The organism is Micromonospora echinofusca, assembly GCF_017614955.1.
Lineage (GTDB): Bacteria > Actinomycetota > Actinomycetes > Mycobacteriales > Micromonosporaceae > Micromonospora > Micromonospora echinofusca_A.
Genome location: NZ_WVUH01000001.1, coordinates 1 through 17,026, shown reverse-complemented (window position 1 = coordinate 17,026; position 17,026 = coordinate 1). Strand labels below are relative to the sequence as shown.

Annotated in this window: 13 protein-coding genes; 3 read left to right on the top strand and 10 right to left on the bottom strand. The window is 69.8% G+C overall.

The window, feature by feature from the left end; genetic code table 11:
• Positions 1-361: 361 nt before the first annotated feature.
• The 3 genes from GSF22_RS00065 to GSF22_RS00055 all read left to right on the top strand — a co-directional run bounded on the left by GSF22_RS00065 (position 362) and on the right by GSF22_RS00055 (position 5,722).
• Entirely contained in the window at positions 362-3,673 is a 3,312-nt protein-coding gene (locus tag GSF22_RS00065; RefSeq protein ID WP_208810497.1) for an amino acid adenylation domain-containing protein, read from the top strand.
• 195 nt (positions 3,674-3,868) lie between these two features.
• The gene (locus GSF22_RS00060) at positions 3,869-5,122 is read left to right on the top strand and encodes an MFS transporter (RefSeq protein ID WP_208810496.1); all 1,254 of its coding nucleotides are present in this window, start codon (positions 3,869-3,871) and stop codon (positions 5,120-5,122) included.
• A 189-nt stretch (positions 5,123-5,311) separates the two neighbouring features.
• Positions 5,312-5,722 (top strand): VOC family protein, encoded by a 411-nt coding sequence (locus GSF22_RS00055; RefSeq protein WP_208810495.1) that lies wholly within the window; start codon positions 5,312-5,314, stop codon positions 5,720-5,722.
• A 62-nt stretch (positions 5,723-5,784) separates the two neighbouring features.
• On the opposite strand, the gene GSF22_RS00050 is transcribed toward GSF22_RS00055, so the two are convergent.
• From GSF22_RS00050 to GSF22_RS00005, 10 genes are all read right to left on the bottom strand, one after another.
• The gene (locus GSF22_RS00050; protein ID WP_208810494.1) at positions 5,785-6,486 is read right to left on the bottom strand and encodes a M24 family metallopeptidase; all 702 of its coding nucleotides are present in this window, start codon (positions 6,484-6,486) and stop codon (positions 5,785-5,787) included.
• The gene (locus GSF22_RS00045) at positions 6,479-7,252 is read right to left on the bottom strand and encodes a BtpA/SgcQ family protein (RefSeq protein ID WP_208810493.1); all 774 of its coding nucleotides are present in this window, start codon (positions 7,250-7,252) and stop codon (positions 6,479-6,481) included. Before GSF22_RS00045 ends, GSF22_RS00050 begins: the two co-directional genes overlap by 8 nt.
• A 43-nt stretch (positions 7,253-7,295) precedes the next feature.
• Positions 7,296-8,090, bottom strand: coding sequence for an energy-coupling factor ABC transporter ATP-binding protein (locus GSF22_RS00040; protein ID WP_208810492.1), 795 nt, complete (start codon positions 8,088-8,090; stop codon positions 7,296-7,298).
• Entirely contained in the window at positions 8,071-8,946 is an 876-nt protein-coding gene (locus GSF22_RS00035) for an energy-coupling factor ABC transporter ATP-binding protein (RefSeq protein ID WP_208810491.1), read from the bottom strand. The genes GSF22_RS00040 and GSF22_RS00035 overlap by 20 nt, the downstream gene beginning before the upstream one ends.
• Complete coding sequence (locus GSF22_RS00030) at positions 8,937-9,749, bottom strand: energy-coupling factor transporter transmembrane component T (RefSeq protein WP_208810490.1); 813 nt, start codon at positions 9,747-9,749, stop codon at positions 8,937-8,939. Before GSF22_RS00030 ends, GSF22_RS00035 begins: the two co-directional genes overlap by 10 nt.
• Positions 9,746-10,399, bottom strand: coding sequence for a hypothetical protein (locus GSF22_RS00025; RefSeq protein ID WP_208810489.1), 654 nt, complete (start codon positions 10,397-10,399; stop codon positions 9,746-9,748). The genes GSF22_RS00030 and GSF22_RS00025 overlap by 4 nt, the downstream gene beginning before the upstream one ends.
• Positions 10,381-11,388: a carbohydrate kinase family protein gene (locus GSF22_RS00020; RefSeq protein WP_208810488.1), complete on the bottom strand. Its 1,008-nt coding sequence runs from the start codon at positions 11,386-11,388 to the stop codon at positions 10,381-10,383. The genes GSF22_RS00025 and GSF22_RS00020 overlap by 19 nt, the downstream gene beginning before the upstream one ends.
• Positions 11,385-12,401 (bottom strand): LacI family DNA-binding transcriptional regulator, encoded by a 1,017-nt coding sequence (locus tag GSF22_RS00015; RefSeq protein ID WP_208810487.1) that lies wholly within the window; start codon positions 12,399-12,401, stop codon positions 11,385-11,387. Before GSF22_RS00015 ends, GSF22_RS00020 begins: the two co-directional genes overlap by 4 nt.
• 349 nt (positions 12,402-12,750) lie before the next feature.
• The gene (locus tag GSF22_RS00010) at positions 12,751-13,353 is read right to left on the bottom strand and encodes a hypothetical protein (protein WP_208810486.1); all 603 of its coding nucleotides are present in this window, start codon (positions 13,351-13,353) and stop codon (positions 12,751-12,753) included.
• 29 nt (positions 13,354-13,382) lie between these two features.
• Positions 13,383-17,026: S8 family peptidase (locus GSF22_RS00005; protein WP_208810485.1), on the bottom strand; the 3,644-nt coding region annotated here is incomplete at its 5' end.

The window sequence follows — 17,026 nt, the reverse complement described above, 5'->3', positions numbered from 1 at the left end:
TACCGATCCGGCCATCAGGTACAGCCACAGGAGTTGGCGCGACAGGCGGAGTGCGGTGATGCGGGCCGACCGCGCCTGCGGATGATGCGCGACGGGTTGACGACGCGCGATCCCCCGATCAGCAGCGGTGGCGGACCCGCTCGTGATCCTGGAGCAGCCGCGAACCACCGACGGTCCCGGGCCGGCGATCGCATCATGTCAGCAGGGTCCGACATCCCGGCAACCCGTGGGGCCCCGACCATATGGCCGCGACCTATCGTGCTTCTTCCATGAACGTCGTCACCTTCAGGGCCATGATCCGGGCGGACGGAGATAGCACCGGGATAGGGGCGGGATACCCGAAGCGCGGCATCGTGCAGCCATGGCAGAGCAAGTCACTGCGGTCCCCACCCCGATCCCCGCTGACGCCACGCTGTCGAGCCTCTTCACGGCCCAGACGACGCGGACGCCGGACCGGCCCGCCGTCACCTGTGACGGCCGGACGCTGACCTACGTCGAGCTGGACACGCGGGCCCGCCGGCTCGCGCGGACACTGCACGCCCGCGGCGTCGGCCCGGGAACCGCGGTCGGCCTGTGCGCCGAACCCAGCCTGTCACTGACGGTCGGACTACTCGGCATCCTCAAGGCGGGCGGTGTCTACGTACCGCTGGATGCGAAGCAACCGGCTGGTTTCCTGTCAGGTGTGCTCGCCGATTCCGCCGCCGAGATGGTATTGACGCACGGTGCGCTGTCTGGTGTCTGGACCGACCCGATACCGGTCGGCGACATCGACGAGCTGTCGCTGGCCGACGGATCCGTGGGCGCACCACAGCCGGACCGCGTACCCATCCCGGACGATCCCGTCTACGTCAGGTACAGGTCCGGCACCACCGGCAGCCCGACGGGCGTGTGCGTGTCGCATCGAAGCGTCGTCGACTGCCTGGCGTCGTGGCAGCGTACCTGGCCGCTCTCGTGCGGTGACGTGGTGGCCCAGATCCAGCCGTGCACGTACGAGGCGTGGGTGCGGGAGCTGCTCTGGCCGCTCGTCACCGGCGCGCGGCTGGTCATTCCGGGGCGGGAGGAGAACCGCAGTCCCGCCGACGTGGTCTCACTCGTGGCGGCGGAGCAGGTGAGCAGGGTCCACCTCACACCGACCGCGCTGGCGGAGATTCTCCACGAGCCGACCGTGTCGCGACTGAAGGGCGTCGTACGGAAGGTGATGTGTAGCGGCGCCGCACTTCCCGCTGACCTTGCCAACCAGGCGCTCGAACTGATCGGCGCTCAGGTGCACACGCTCCACGGACCTGCGGGGGCCCCGCTGGCGCTGTCGTCGGTGCCCGAGGCGGAGGGCGTGTCCCCCCCGACCGGAGGCCGGCTCGGGACCGCCATCCGGAACTTCTGGCGCGACTACCTCGCCGGCGTCACCGAGCCGGCGCGGCTGGAACTGTTCGAGCCCGGCGGGGAGCCGGGCAACGACACCGTGAGCGATGTCCCGCTCGACATCACCGGCGACCTCCTCCACACCCTGAGGCGGTCGGCGCGGTCGGCCGGCCTCACCCTCGACACGCTCGTACACGGCTTCTGGGCACTGTTGCTCGCCAGGTACGGAGGCAGACGCGACGTTCTTTTCGGATCGGCCATGTCCGGGCGCCCAACAGAGCTGTCCGGCGTGGAGCACGGCCGTTTCGCCAACCCGCTGCCGGTTCGGGTGTCGGTCGCGTCGCGGGTCACCTTTGCCGACTGGCTGCAGAGCCTGCAACAGGACCTGTCACGGGTACGGCAGCACGGGTATGCGCCACCGGCCGAGATCCAGGGGTACACCGGACTCGCCGAGGGCACGCAACTGTTCGACACCATGGTCGTCGCCCGGTACTCGCCCGCCCAGGCGGGCACCGGGGTCCGGGAGCGCGAGACACCTGACGGCACCGGCTACCCGCTACTGCTCCTGGTCGAGGAGGCCGAGGAGCGGCTGCGCTTCTCCCTGCGTCACCAGCGCTCGCGGCTCGGCAGCAGGACGGTCGAGCGTATCGCCGGTCATCTGCGCACCCTGTGCCAGGTGTTCGCGCACGATCCCGGGCGGCGGCTCGCCGACGTACGGATCCTCGGCGACGCCGAGCACACCGAAGTCGTCCACGGGTTCAACACCAATCGTCTCGGCGGCATCGATGCCTGCTTCACCGGCGAAGGGACGATCCACGGTCTCATCGAGCGGCAGGCGGCGTCGACCCCGTTCGCCGTCGCCGCCACCTACCGGGACGAAACCCTTACGTACCAGGCGCTCAATGCCCGCGCCAACCGGCTCGCCCGCCACCTGGTCGACCGCGGTGTACGGCGCGAGGACCTGGTCGCGGTGGCCGTGAGCCGCTCGCTGGACCTGGTGGTCACACTGTTGGCGGTGATGAAGACCGGTGCCGCCTATGTTCCGCTAGCCGCGGACAATCCGTCCGAGCGGCTGAAGGTCATGATCGAGGACGCCCGGCCGGTGTGCTTCGTCGTGCAGGAAAGCCTGCACCATCTCGTGGAGGGCCAGGACAACGTTTGCGTGCTGGAGCGTGAAGCGGCCTCGATCACGACCCGTGACGGCGACAATCTAAACGCGGCGAGCCATCCCGACCAGCTCGCGTACGTCATATACACCTCCGGCTCCTCCGGGCGCCCCAAGGGTGTTGCCTGCCACCACCGTGGATTGGTGAACTATCTGGGTTTCTGTGCCAGGCGCTACGCGTACAACGGTGACGGCGGGGCGCCGCTGTTCTCCTCGGTAGGCTTCGACATGATCGTGCCGAACCTCTACACCCCCCTGGTCCTCGGCCAGGCGGTGCACCTGCTTCCGGACGACCTGTTGTTGGAGGATCTGGCCGGGCACCTGCTCGAACTGGCGCCCTTCAGCTTCATCAAGATGACCCCGGGGCACCTGGAGTTGCTCTCCCAGCAGTTGCTGCCGGCTGACGCCGCCCGCCTGGCCGGCGTACTCGCCGTGGGTGCGGACTCGTTCCCCACGCACATTCTCGATGGCTGGCGGCGCCTAGCGCCGGACTCGGACATCCTCAACGAGTACGGCCCCACCGAGGCCTCAGTCGCGAACTCGATCTACACCCCGACCGGGCCGGTGGGGACCAATACGGTACCGATCGGCCGGGCAATCCCGAACACCACCATGTATGTCCTCGATGAACACCTCAATCCGGTCCCGCCGGGCGTGGCCGGTGAGATCTTCATCGGCGGGGTTTGCCCGGCCCGCGGCTACCTGAACATGCCGGAGCGCACCGCGCAGTCCTTTCTGCCCGACGAGTTCTCCGCAGTCCCTGGCGCGCGGATGTACCGCACCGGCGACCGCGGTTACTGGCGCAGTGACGGAAACCTGCAGTTCCTGCGGCGGCTTGACGACCAGGTGAAGATCCATGGTTACCGGGTGGAGACCGGCGAGGTGGAGCACAAGCTGACCGAGCACCCCGGGATCGAGCACGCTGTCGTGGTGGCCCGCCCGAACGCGCACGGGCACAATCAGCTCGTGGCCTACCTGGTGCCGTCGGGTCCGGCTGCGCCACGGACCGCGGAACTGCGTGCATGGCTGGAGCGGCTGCTACCGAGCTATCTCGTCCCGGCCATTTTCGTCCAGATCGATGCCGTTCCCCTCGATGCCAATGGCAAGGTGGACCGCAAGGCTCTGCCCGAATCAACGACAGGCGTCTAGGCAACGGGCGTATGCCGGGCTCCACAGGGACGTCGAGCAGTAACGCGGCACGGTTCGGTCACACATCTGGGAGGTGGTGCGGCTTGCTTCTCAAGCCGATTACTGCAAGTTCCGGATCGACGCCGGTTTCACCCTGTCGACTCATTCCGACGGCCGTCGCCACCTTACTGCCCACGACACCCTCTGGCGGCTGACATGCGACAGCTCTATCGGGCACTTGAGAACAACCGGGACCTCAAGCTACTGCTCACGGCCAACATGATCTCTCTGACCGGTGAATGGATCCTGCGCACCGGGCTCGCCTATCAGATCTATCTCCTGACCGGGTCCACCCTGGCCTCCGCAGCCTCGGTGATGGCGTCACTGCTGCCTCAGCTGCTTCTCGGATCAATCGCCGGTGTCTTCGCCGACCGGTGGGATCGCCGCCGCACGATGGCCATCTCCCACCTCGTGATGATTGTAGCCCTGACCCCCCTGCTCGTCGTGAACGACGCAGGCAGAGTATGGCTGGTCTATCTCGTGATCGTGGTGCAGAGCAGCCTGGCACCCTTCTTCATCTCGTCGGAGGCAGCGCTACTACCGTCCCTGGTGAAGAAAGAAGATCAGCTCGTCACCATCAATTCGTTGAACGCTCAGGTACGTGACATCGCGCGCCTCGTCGGGGCAGCACTGGGTGGAACCATCGGAGGTCTCGGCGGTACAGCCGGACTGAGCATCACCAACATGTCAATCTTGGCACTCGCGGCCGGGCTCCTGTGGCGCATGCAGAAACGGCAGGCACCAGCCGTCTCGACTCGTCTGGACGTGGTGCGGGAATGGATCGAGGGCCTACGCAGCGTACGCGCCAGCAGGGCCCTCAGGGTCTTCTTCCTCTTCACTTTGGTCACCGGTGTCGGCGAAGCGATCATGGGTACGCTGATCGCACCGTTCGTCCGGGACGTGCTCGGCGGGGACTCCCAGGCCTTCGGCGTCATCATGGCAGCCCAGTCGGTCGGCGGCATCGTCGGTGGCCTCGTCGCGACGGCCATCGGTCACCGCTTCTCACCACGAGCGATGTTCGGCTGGGGTGCGCTCGTCTTCGGCGTCTTGGACCTCGTTCTCTTTCTCTATCCGCTGGCCGCAAAGGTGCTCTGGCCCTCGCCACTGCTCATAGCTCTCGTCGGGCTACCCGCCGCATTCCTCACCGCTGGCGCGATCACCGTATTCCAGAACGCCACGACGAACGACAACCGTGGTCGCATCTTCGGCGCCATGGCGGCTTTGAAGGGTGCGGCGATGCTGATCGGGACGATCATTTCGGGCGCTCTCGGCGAACGTGTCGGCATCGTGCCGGTCATCGCCACCCAGGGCGCAGCCTACTTCCTGGCGGGGATAGTGGTACTGCTCGGGCTTCGCGAGAATCACTCCCGGTTGGCCGTCCACTCGCCCCGCGTTCCGGCGGAGTTGTGACCGCACCTGACCTGCAACCGCACTGCCGTGTCAGGCCGCTACCGATCGGGCGGGCGGCGAAGACCGCCGGCCGGGCCCGGCGGTCGGTCAGCCTGATCGGGGGGTCGGTGCCGGGAATGCCCTCTTCTGTCGGTGGCTGCGTCTAACGTCCGACGGTGACACGCTCACACAGCCCAGGGAGCCTGACGGATGACAACCCGACTCAACCCGTACCTCACGTTCGACGGCAACGCCCGCGAGGCCATGGAGTTCTACCACTCGGTGTTCGGCGGGCAGTTGCAGATCAACACCTTCGGTGACTTCGGCTCGTCCGATCCCGTCATGATGGACAAGGTGATGCACGCGATGCTCACCACCGACCGGGGCTACGTCCTGATGGCCTCCGACACGGCGCCCGGCATGTCGTACCGCCCCGGTGACACGATCACGTGCAGCCTCAGCGGCGATCCGGGCGAGGGCCTGGAGGAGGCGTGGGAGAGGCTGTCCGACGGTGGCAACGTCATGATGCCGCTGGAGAAGCAGATGTGGGGCGACCTGTACGGCATGTGCGTCGACCGGTTCGGCATCCCGTGGATGGTCGACATCGCCCAGCCGCAGTGATCCGGCCGGCAGGGTGACCGGGGCGAGCCGGCCACCCTGCCCCACCGACGGGTCGTGGGTTGCTAGGGCGCGATGACCTGGCACCGGGTCCTGCCGAACCAGACGACGTCCTCGCGTTTGACTCCGTAGAGATGGTTGCCGATGAACGGCTCGACGGCCCACGCGCCCCGCAGTTCGGTCGTGTTCCACGCGTCGAGGTACCCCTCGTCGTACGAGGTGCCGGCGCCGAGGGAGTGGCCGATGTTGGACAGCCGGTCCAGCAGCAGGTAGGGCGTCCTGGCCAGTTCCTGTTGGAACACCGCGAAGAGGTCGCAGGCGCGCATGCCGGGCGTGGCGGCGGCGAGTACGGCGGCGTGGATCCGCTCCACCGCCTGCCGAGCCGCCTGCTGGGCGGGGTTCGCACCCTGCTGGAGGGTGCGGGTGCAGTCCCCCCACCCGCCACGGGCGGTGACCGGGTGGACGTCGACGATACCGAGGTCGAGGTTCCACAGGCTGCGGTCGCCGGGGAGGTCGGTGGGAAAGCAGCTCAGCGTCCCGGCGCCGAAGCCGACGGTGGTGGGGCTCCACACACCGGTGGCGCCCAGGTCACGGAGGATCTCGCCGGCCCGCCGGTGCACGACAACCTCGGACTCGCCCGGTCGCGCGGACGCGGCGATGGTCTCGGCCGCCCGGATGGCGAGCAGTTGGGCCTCCACCAGTTCGTCCGGCGGTTCGTCGGGAAGGGCGCGTCCGCCCGGGGTCGCCGGACCGGGGTGGTCAGGCACCGTTCGCCGCCCGGGTCAGGGCACGGCGGGACGGCACCTCGCGGATCGCCCGGACGAACTCCCGGACGTGGCCGCGGTCGACGGTACCGGTGTCGGTGTACGTGTCCTTGAGGTAGCTGCCGACGATGACCGCGTCCGCGTGGGCCAGTTGGTCTACGCAGTTCGCCGGGGTGACCCCGGCGCCGACGACAAGGGGGAAGTCGTCACCGAGAAGACGCCGGAACTGCTCGATCTTCTCCGGCGGGGTCTCCATCCCGGTGCCGTCGCCGGTCACGACGACCGCCCCGCACCGTGCCCGGGCGAGGCTGAGGTCCTCCTCCAGCGAGCGGCCGGACAGGTACGGCTGGTACTTGAAGCGGACGCCGCCGAGCACGTGGCTGGTCGTCTGCTCCCGTTCGGCGGCGAGGCGGGCCGCGAAGGTCCCGTCGTCGTCCGGGGGCAGGTGTCCGGCCACCGAGTCCAGTTGGATGAACAGGGCGTGGAACTGCCGGGCCAGCTCGAACGCGGTCCAGTCCTGGCGCAGGATGTTGATCCCGAACCGGACCTCCGGTGCCGATTCGGTGAGGTACCGCAGGACGTTCTCCACGTCGTCGACGTCACCGAAGTAGTTCTCGACGATCACGGCGTCCACACCCTCGGACCACAGGACGTCGATCTCCCGCTTGGCGAGGTCCAGCTTCTCCGCCGCCGTGTCGCCGCTGAGGTGCAGCATGGCGAAGACGGGGAGCTGGCTGTCGAACTCGTCGAGGAAGGGGCGCTGGGGCATGCGGAAGGTCTCCTTCTGAAGCGGTGTACCGGGTGGCGGGCGGTCAGGGGATCAGGTGCAGCACGTCGTCGATGCGGATCGCCCGGTCGGTGAGGTGGAGGTTGCGGGCGAGCTGGGCCACTTCGAGTCGCTGGAGCTGCGAGCGGGCCAGCACGTCGTCGTCGGCGAACACGTCGGCGGCGGTTCCGTCGGCGATGACGGTCCCGTCGGCCATGGCCACGACGCGTGGGAAGGCGTCGGCGACGAACCGCATGTCGTGCGTGATGGTGACGACGGCGATTCCCTCGTCGCGCAGCCGGTCCATCAGGGCGAGCAGTTGCCGGGTGCCCGGCCGGTCGAGTCCCGCCGTCGGTTCGTCGAGGATCACGTAGTCGCACGTCCCGACCAGGATGGCTGCGATGGCGACGAACTTCCGGACCGGGAAGGGCAGGTCGTTGGGATTGCTGTCGAGGTGGGGGGCGATCCCGGTCAGGTCGACCGCCCGGGTCACCCGTTCGGCGGTGTACGCGGCGTCCCAGCGCAGGTACCTCGGCACCAGCGTGAGTTCGGTCCGGACGTCACCGGCGAAGATCTGGTCGTCGGGGTTCTGGAAGACGTACCCGACCTGCCGGGCGATCCGGGCGGTCGTCCGGCCCGCCGTGGGTTGCCCGTCGATGGTGACGGTGCCCCGGGTCGGCCGGAGCAGGCCGTTCATGAGTTTGACCGTGGTGGTCTTGCCGGCGCCGTTCTGGCCGACGATGGCCAGCCGCTCGCCCCGGTCGACGGTGAGGTCCACGCCCCGCACGGCCAGCGTGCCGTCGGGGTACGCGTGGTGGACGTCATGCAACGTGATGGGCATGGACCTGCGCTCCTCTCATCCGCGCGGCGATCGCCGCCTCGGCCTGCGGACGGGTGACCGGGATGGTGCCGAGGCCCTTGCCGACGGACTCCAGGGCGAAGGCGAGGTCGGTCACCTCGGGTCGCGGTACGTCTGCGGCGTCGACGGCGGGTGCGGCGAGGATCTCCCGGGTGGGGCCTTCGGCGACGACCTTCCCGGCGTGCATCACGACGAGCCGGTCGGCGTACCGGGCCATCAGGTCGATCTTGTGCTCGACGAGCACGATGGACTTACCCCGGTCCTTCAGGTCGGCGATGATCTCGAAGACCGCCTGCGAGGACTGCGGGTCGAGCTGGGAGGTGGGCTCGTCGATGACGAGCACCTCGGCGTCCATGGCGATGATCGACGCGAAGGCGACCTTCTGCCGCTGTCCGCCGGACAGCCCGTTGGGGTTCTTGGGCAGGAGCGCGGTGATGCCCAGCCGGTCGCTGATGGAGGTGACCCGGTCGACGATGTCGCTCCGGCTGACGCCGAGGTTCTCCAGGCCGAAGGCGATCTCCTCGAAGACGGTGTCCTTGATGCCGCTGATCTGGGTGAAGGGGTTGTCGAAGACGCAGCCGATGGTCCGAGCGAGTTCGGCGGGGTTCCAGTCGGCCAGGTTACGGCCGAGAATCTCGACCGTCCCCTCGACCGTGCCCTTGTGGAAGTGCGGGATCAGCCCGCGCAGCAGGCTGCACAGGGTGCTCTTGCCGCTGCCGTTGGTCCCGACGACCCCGTAGAGCTGACCGCGCTCAAGGTGCAGGGTGACACCCTCCAGGGCCGCGCTGTCGGCGTAGGCGTAGGTGAACGTGACGTCGCGGAGGTTCGCTAGGTCCACAGCAGTCGCACTCCGATCGTTGCCAGACACCCGGCGGCCACGAGCGTCGTCGCGGCCCGCTCCCAGGTGGGCGTCGGCCGCAACTGGAGGAGATGGGTGTGCGGGATACCCGAGTTGAAGGCGCGGGCGTCGAGGGCGACGGCGCGTTCCTCCGTCTGGTTGAGGGCGGTGATGAACACCGGGGCCAGGACGGGGAGGAACGCCTTGGCGCGTACCCAGAGGTTGCCCTCCGTCTCGATGCCCCGGGACCGCTGCGCGTCCATCACGACGCGGGCGCTGCGGCTCAGGTCGCTGATCGCCTGGAAGGACGCGAGCAGGATGTACGTCGCCTGCGGCGGCATCCCCCTCAGTTCCAGCGCCAGCATGAGGGTCTTCATCGGCACGAGGGCGAAGTACAGGGTCAGCGCGCCGCAGAGCACCATGACCGTCAGGGCGAAGTCCGTGCCGTCGCGGACGCCCTCCCGGGTCGGGGCCAGCGGTCCCCACTCGAAGAGCACCTGGTTGCCGTCGGCGAACGCGGCCCGGAGCACGAAGAGCACCAGGCCCACCCCCAGCAGGAGCTTCGCGTAGAGCCGGGCGAAGGGGACGCCCACGCCGGCGGCCACGGCCAGCCCGAGGAAGGCCACGCATCCGGCCACCAGGCCGACGGGACGGGGTGTCACCAGCGCCAGCAGGCTGATGCAGGCGAGCACCACGGCCACGTTCAACGGGTGCATGTCACGTACCCGGTTGCCGTACGACACCACACCGCCGAAGGTCCCGTCCGAGGTGGCGCCGGCGCCGCCGGGCAGCAGCGGGTTCACATCTGCCCGCCGGGGGCCGGCCGCGACGCGGTGAAGGCCGGTGCCGGGGTGACGCCCCGGGCGCGCAGGTACACCTCGCCGAGGGGCAGCTTGGCGTAGATGCGCCGGGGGATGCCCCGCAGGACCACGAAGACCGCCAGCACGGTGGGCACCTTGTCGAGGAAGTCCATGGGTACCTGGGCCACGAAGTTCGCGGTCGTGACGTCCATGCCGGTGGCCATGAGCGCGCCGACCACGAGGGCTCCCCCGCCGACGGCGAGTCCGCCGAAGACCCAGAGGGTGATGAGCGCCCCGAGTACGCCGCCGATGAGCGCGAAGGGGATCGCGCTCGCCAGGGTCTTCCAGAAGACCGTGAACACGCCCCGTTTGCCGAGCCAGCCGGCCAGCAGGCCGAAGATGACGCTGAGGACGCCGAAGGCCAGGGTGGGTGGGGAGGTGATGGAGTTGATGCCGTTGGAGATGAGCCCGACGAGGGCGCCGGGGATGCCGCCGCAGAGGGCTCCCACCAGGATCGTGCCGATGCTGTCGAGGTACACCGGCAGTTTCAGCAGCAGGGCGAGCTGTCCGCCGACGAAGTTGATCGCGATGCCGATGGGGATCATGAAGATGGTCAGCCGCCCGTAGCGGGAGATCAGGGACTGGGTCGACACGAGGACTCCTCTGTGACGCGTTGAGGCTGTGGGAGGGGGGAGAGCCGGCCGGTGCGGGCCATGAAGTCGAGGACCGTCGCTTCGGCGAGCATTCCGCCGCGGGCTCCGACCTTGCCCACCGAGAGCGCCGCTGCGGCGTTGGCGAATTCCGCCGCGTACCGCAGGTCCTCGGAGACCAGGTAGGAGTAGAGGAAGGAACTGGTGAAGGTGTCCCCGGCGCCGGTGACGTCGACGACGTCGACCTGGTGGCCGGCGACGTCGAACGCGTCGCCCTGGGCGTGCACCCGGCAGCCGGCGCTGTCGCCGGTGACGACGACCGCGAGGGTGCCCCGGTCGAGCAGGCCCTGGATGCTCTGGCCGCAGCTGCGGAACCGTTGGTACCCGATCGCGTTCATGAAGACGATGTCGCAGTGGTCGATCAGGGGTGAGGGGTGGTTTTCGAGGTTGTAGACGTCGAGGTCCATGACGATCTTCGTGCCGGCGGCCCGGATGTCGGCCAGGACCTCACCGGCGCCCCGTTCCCCCATCCGGAACGGGGTCGCGTCGGTCACGGTCGTGACCAGGTACGCGGCGGCGGCCATGTGGTCGAACGCCGCCGGGGTGATCTCGGTGTGGGTGATACCGAGGGTGGGGATCAGGACGATGTGCTGGTCGTCGGCGAGCAGGATGATGCAGCGTGAGTCGGGCACGTCCTCGTCGAGGATGACGAAGCGGGTGTCCAGTCCCACCGCTTCCAGTTGGGCGAGCAGCCGCCGGGTCAGGTCACCCGGGTTGAGCTGCGACATGAAGGAGGTGGGTACGCCGTAGTTGGCGAAGATCGCCGCCGAGTTGGCGACCATGCCACCGAACTGTGGTTCGAGGGGCCGGACGATGACCTTGTCACCGGCGACCGGGAAGTGCGGCGTCCGGTAGTACTCGTCCATGGCGACGTCGCCGAAGAACACCGCGTGGCGGGGGTTCTTTCCGCCGGGTCCGGGCTGTCCGTTCATCGCCGACCCGCTTGCACCGGGCCGGTCGAGTCCCGCACCACGAGCGCGACCGGGAGCCGGAGCTGGTCACCGTCGAGTTCGGCCGCGCCTTCGAGGGCGTCGATCAGGGTGTCGGTGGAGACCTGACCGAGGGCGGGGACGTCCTGGCGGATGGTCGTCAACGACGGGAAGCAGTACTTCGCCGCCATGACGTCGTCGAAGCCGACGACGGAGACGTCCTCCGGTACCCGGACGCCGGCCTGTCGCAGTTCGTGCAGCACGCCGATGGCCATCAGGTCGTTGACGGCGAACACCGCGGTGGCCGTACCGGTCTGGAACGTGGCGAGGTGGGGGGCCACGGCGAGCGCGCCGCTGGACTCCGTGAACTGTCCTCCTGCGGTGGCGACGACCGTTCCCCCGCCGTCCTCCCAGCGCCGTCGGAACGCGGCGATCCGGCGCGAGCTGGAGAAGGGCTCCCCTTCGGCGCCGACGATCAGGACTTTGCGGTGCCCGAGTCCGAGGAGGTGCTCGGCGGCCAGGCGGCCGCCCGCCTCGTTGTCCGAGATGACGGACTTGAGGCGGGTCCCCTCGATCTCCTCGTCGACGAAGACCAGCGGCATCGCGCCGAGCAGGTCGGACAGTTCCTGGTCGGTCGGCGGGGCGCCCGCCGCGTACACGATGCCGTCGACCGCCCGTGAGTGGACCATCTGGAGGTAGGTCAGCTCGCGGGCCGGGTCGAATCCGGTGGTGCAGAGGATGACGTTGTAGCCCCGTCGCATCGCCGCCGCCTCGACGCCGTGGGCCAGCTCGGCGAAGTATCCGATCGAGATGTCCGGGACCACCAGGGCGATCACCCGGGTGACGCCCATGGCCAGGCTCTGCGCCGAGCGGCTCGGCACGTACCCGAGCTCGGCCATGGCCGCGGCGACGCGTTCCTTGACGGCGGCGCTGACTTTCCGCTTGCCGCTCAGGGCGTGCGACACCGTGGTGGGGCTCACCCCTGCCCGCGCCGCGACCTCTGCGATCGAAGCCAAGGTTCTGGTCCTTTCGTTTGCAAAGCGCTTTGGCAAAGCGCTTTGGCAGACTGTAGCCGCCGCATAGGTGCAGGACAAGAGCCCTTCGGGACGCAAAGAAAGGCAAACTCGTGGCCGCCGCGCGGATCACGAGGGACCGGATCCGGACGGGGAGGTGGCAACGCCTGGAAACCGCGCACCGTGTCCCGGCACCGGGCCGGACGCGGCGGCGACCAGCGCCCCGACCCGCCCGGCGCGGCCCGCGCGACCCCGACCGGATCCGGCAGCGACACGGCGACGGCCGGGGCAGGACGTCGTCGTCCCACCCCGGCCGTGGTTCCCGGGCCCACTCACCGGCCCGGTGGCATCCTCACCGCAGCGTGTACGCCGTGGGGAGGGTCTGCGTGACGGTGTTGCCGGCACTGTCGGTCGCACTGACCCGCAGACCGACGCCGTCGACGGCCCGGTCCCGGTGCGGGTGGGTGAGCGTCGCGGTGAAGGTGTTCCTCCCGGCGGCCCGGGTCGTCACCGGCTGCCAGGTCCCTCCGCCGTCGAAGCTGACCTCCACCCGCATCGTGGTCACCTCCGGTGGTGCGCTGAGGCGTTCCTGGTAGTAGCCGGTGACGGTGATCCGGTGGGTACCCCCGGCCCTGGCCGTGTCGTCCAGGCCGAGGCCGAGGTCGTAGCGCAGGAAGATCAACGGTTCGGGCCGGCAGTCGCCGTCGGCCCCGAGGGCCTCACCCATGCAGGGCTGCAACTCCGGGACGTCCGTCCCGCTCGGTCGCGCCGAGGTGTACTCCCAGACCGTCCGGCCGCCGTTCGTCTCCGCCTCGAAGGTGTACCGCGCCGGTTCCGCCGGCAGGTCGTACGCGACGACGTCGCCGCCGACCGCACATCCCAGCGTGAGGACGCCGGCGGCCACCAGGCCGGCGAGCGTCGTCCTGCGCCGAAGCCACGACGGGGTCGTGTTCATCGCGTCCGTCTCCCTACTCCATCCACGCCTCATCGCTGCTGCCCACCAGACGTCACGGTGCCCGGGGTACCGGCGGCGATCCGGAAGGAGATCGGGGCCAGCCGGCGGTCGAGGGGGTCACCGGACGCGTCGGAGAGCTTCAGGTCGCAGGCGGTCGGCTCACAGTTGCTGATCCCGAAGACGTACTCCGCGACGCCGGTGTTGTTGACCAGGCCGATCATCGCCTGCCGGGCGCCGCTGCTGCTGGTCAGGTACATGTTCGGGTAGAAGGTGTCGGCCTGTCGGCAACCCGAGCACAGCATTCCGGTCTGGACGGTGAAGCCCGACCTGGTACGGACCTGCGGTACCGCACCGGGCACCGTCGGGCCGGTGTTCCAGCGGACCGTCCGGTACCCGCCGGCCAGCACCTCCTGGATCTCCTGTCGGGCCGGGGCGAGCACGGACGGCCCGGCGTGGTCGGACCAGGCCAGCCCGAACTGGTTGATGGCGTCGCGCTGCCGGCTGACGAAGGTGGTGAGGGTGTGCTGCGTCCTGGTGTGCGGCAGGTTCGCCGCCAGCGGAGCCGGCTGGCCGTCGGCCCACTGCAACCAGGTGAGCGCGGTGACCTCACCGGGGCGGGCCGCATGGAAGCGGTGGTCGACCCGGTCGAGGTCGCGGGGCCGTACCCGGTACGGCAGGTCGGCCGGCACCTGGCCGGTGTCGTCGAAGGCGAGGACGTACGACGCCGGTGCGCTGCTGCCGCCGAGGGTGATCCGGACCGACCGGCCCGACCGCGACGTGGCGTCGAGGCGTTCGACGAGTCGCCGGGCCTCCGCTGCGGGTACGGTCACGACCGGCAGCGCCGTGTACGGTGCCGGGGCCGGGCAGCTCTGCGGCCCGTCCGGGCAGGGGATCGTCGGGTGCGACGGGCCGCCCAGTCGACGCAGCCCCGGTGCCCCGGCGACCAGTACGCCGGTGGCACCGGCGGCGGCAGCCGCCGCCACCCGCTCGCGCAGCGCCTCGAAGTCGCAGACGTCCGCGCAGATGTCGGTGGGGGTGAGCAGCAGCAGCCTGCCCCGGGTGTCGATCCTCGCCAGCTCGGCGGCCGTGCCGCTGCCACCGTGGACGACGGTGCTCGTCCCGCTGGTCGGCAGGCGGGGCACCGCCAGCCGCACGTACCGGCTGATCTGCTTCTCCCCCTCGGTCCATGCCTGGATGCCCCCGGGCACCGAGACGTCCGGAGTGGGGTAGCGGACGGGCAGGGCGAAGGATGCTCCGCCACCGGTGACCCGCATGGTGACCGTGGGTACCGTCCGCACCCAGCTCGTGCGGTGCGACAGCGTGCCGGTACGGACCTTCGTGGTGGGCAGGACCCACCAGTTCGGGTCGTGGGCACCGTAGTCGGCTTCCTGTTCCACCGTCATCGACCATTCACCCGTGGCCGAGGTGCGTTCGAGCCGGTGCAGCGCGTGGTAGGTCTCGGTCGTCGTCGGGGTGTCCACCGCGACCGGTCTGGCCCGGCGCAGGTCGAGGGTCACCGTGGTGGCTCTGGTGAGGGTCACCTCGGCGGCCATCGGGGTGGCGGTGTGCTCCTCGCCCCGCGCGTCCCGCCAGGACACGGCCACGACGGCGGCGAAGGTACCGGCGAACAGCGGGGTACTGAACCGCTCGCCGCCCGGCATGCTGACCGGGTCGTCGTGCAGGTTCACCCTGTCGTCCACCGGGATGACCACCGCGTTGCCGTACGTGACGGCGGTGGCGTCGGCCGGTGGTACGACCCTGACGGTCAGCGGTATCCGCTCCGGTTCCAGGAAGGCACTGATCCGGTTGGAGGCCCGCAGCACGCCGTCGGCGTCCCGGGCGGTCAGTACCCCGCTGTAGGCGCCGTAGGATCCGCCGTGCTCCAGCACCGTGCCGTCCAGGCCGACCGTCACCTGTGCCGTGCCGTGCGCCGGGACGGTCACCTGGTCGGCGTCGACGGTGAACAGCCCGGTGGGGGGCTGCTGCCCGCCGGAGGAGACGGCGCGGGACAGCGTCAGCGTGATCGGCTGGTCGGTGTGGTTGGTGTAGGTGAGCGTCCGGCTCACCGGTGTGTGCGGGTAGGTGTACCGGCCGAAGTTCAGGTGCCCGCTGGCGGTGATGGTCGGATCGACGGCCCGGACCAGGTCGACCCGGCCGACGCCCTGGGCGTAGAGGTCGTGCCCGAGATCCGTGGCGGTGGACATCAGGAACGCCTTGATCTCGTTCCCGGCCAGGTCGGGGTGTTTCTGGGCGATGATGGCCGCCGCACCGGCGACGTGCGGGGTGGCCATCGAGGTGCCGTTGGCGGCCGTGTAGTGCTCGTCGACCACGGTACCCATCGCGGTGCCGGCGGCCCGGGCGGCGACGATACCGACTCCCGGGGCCGAGATGTCCGGTTTGGCCGCGTCGTCGCCGAGTCGTGGCCCACGGCTGGAGAAGCCGGCCATCTTGTCGTCCTTGTCGACGGCGGCCACCGTCAACGCCTCGTCGGCGGCTCCGGGCGCGCCCACCGTGCCGCTGTTCGGTCCGGCGTTGCCGGCGGCGACCACGAACAACCGTCCGGTGCTGAGGCTGAGGCTGTTGAGCGCCTGGCTCATCGGATCGGTGCCGTCGGTGGGCGCGCTGCCGAGGCTCATGTTGATGATCCTGGCTTCCGACCGGGCGGCCCACTCCATCCCGGCGATGATGGCGTCGGTGGGACAGGACCCGCCGTCGCTACAGACCTTGCCGACCACGACCCTGGCGCCCGGTGCCACGCCCTTGCGTGCTCCGCCCGAGGCGGTACCGGTGCCGGCGATGGTGGCCGCCACGTGCGTCCCGTGTCCGTGCCCGTCCTTCGCACCGGCCGGGTTCCCGGTGAAGTCGACCTGGTCGACGATCTTGCCGGCCACGTCCGGGTGGTTGGCGTCGATGCCGGTGTCGAGCACGGCGACCGTCACGCCGGAGCCGTCGTAGCCGCGCTGCCAGGCGGTCGGGGCACCGATCTGTGCGATGGAGGTGTCGAGGCTGATCCGGGCGAGTTCGTTGAGCCAGACCTTGCGTACCCCGGTCAGTGATCCCGTGGCCCGTGCTGCGGCGCCGGCGGTGCCGGTCGTACCGCGCGCGTTCCACCACCGGCCGTCCCCGTCGATCGTCAGGGACTGGCCGTTGATACTGGTCAGGGTGGATACCGTCGCCGCGCCCGGCGTGGCCCGCGCGGTGCGGGCGGTGACGTTCCCGGTGTAGGTGACGATGACCGGCACCCGGCCGGTCGTGCCCGCCGCGACGTGCGCGGCCAGCTTGGCGAGGTCGAACAGGCCCCAGTCCAGCAGCCCCTGCCCGAGCAGCGCCAGCGCGTCGTTCGGTACGACGTGGACGCTGCCCCGTCTGGTGACGGTGTGGAAGGTGACGGTCTTCCCGTCGGATCGGGGTGCGGGTTCGATCCTCCGGACGACGGGGCTGCCGTCGGCGCGCAGACCGACGTGCACCCGGTCACCGGTGATCAGCGTCAGCGGCGCGGCTGCCTGGGCGTTGGCCGCGATGCGCAGCAGTTCGGGGCTGGCGGTCACCGGCAGGGTCGGGCCGGCGGTGACCGGCGGGTTCTGCCGGGTCGGGGTGGCCGCGTTCGCCGTCGAGGTCGACAGGACCATGCCGACGATGGCCGCGCCGACGGTGACGGTGCGCAGGCGTCGGC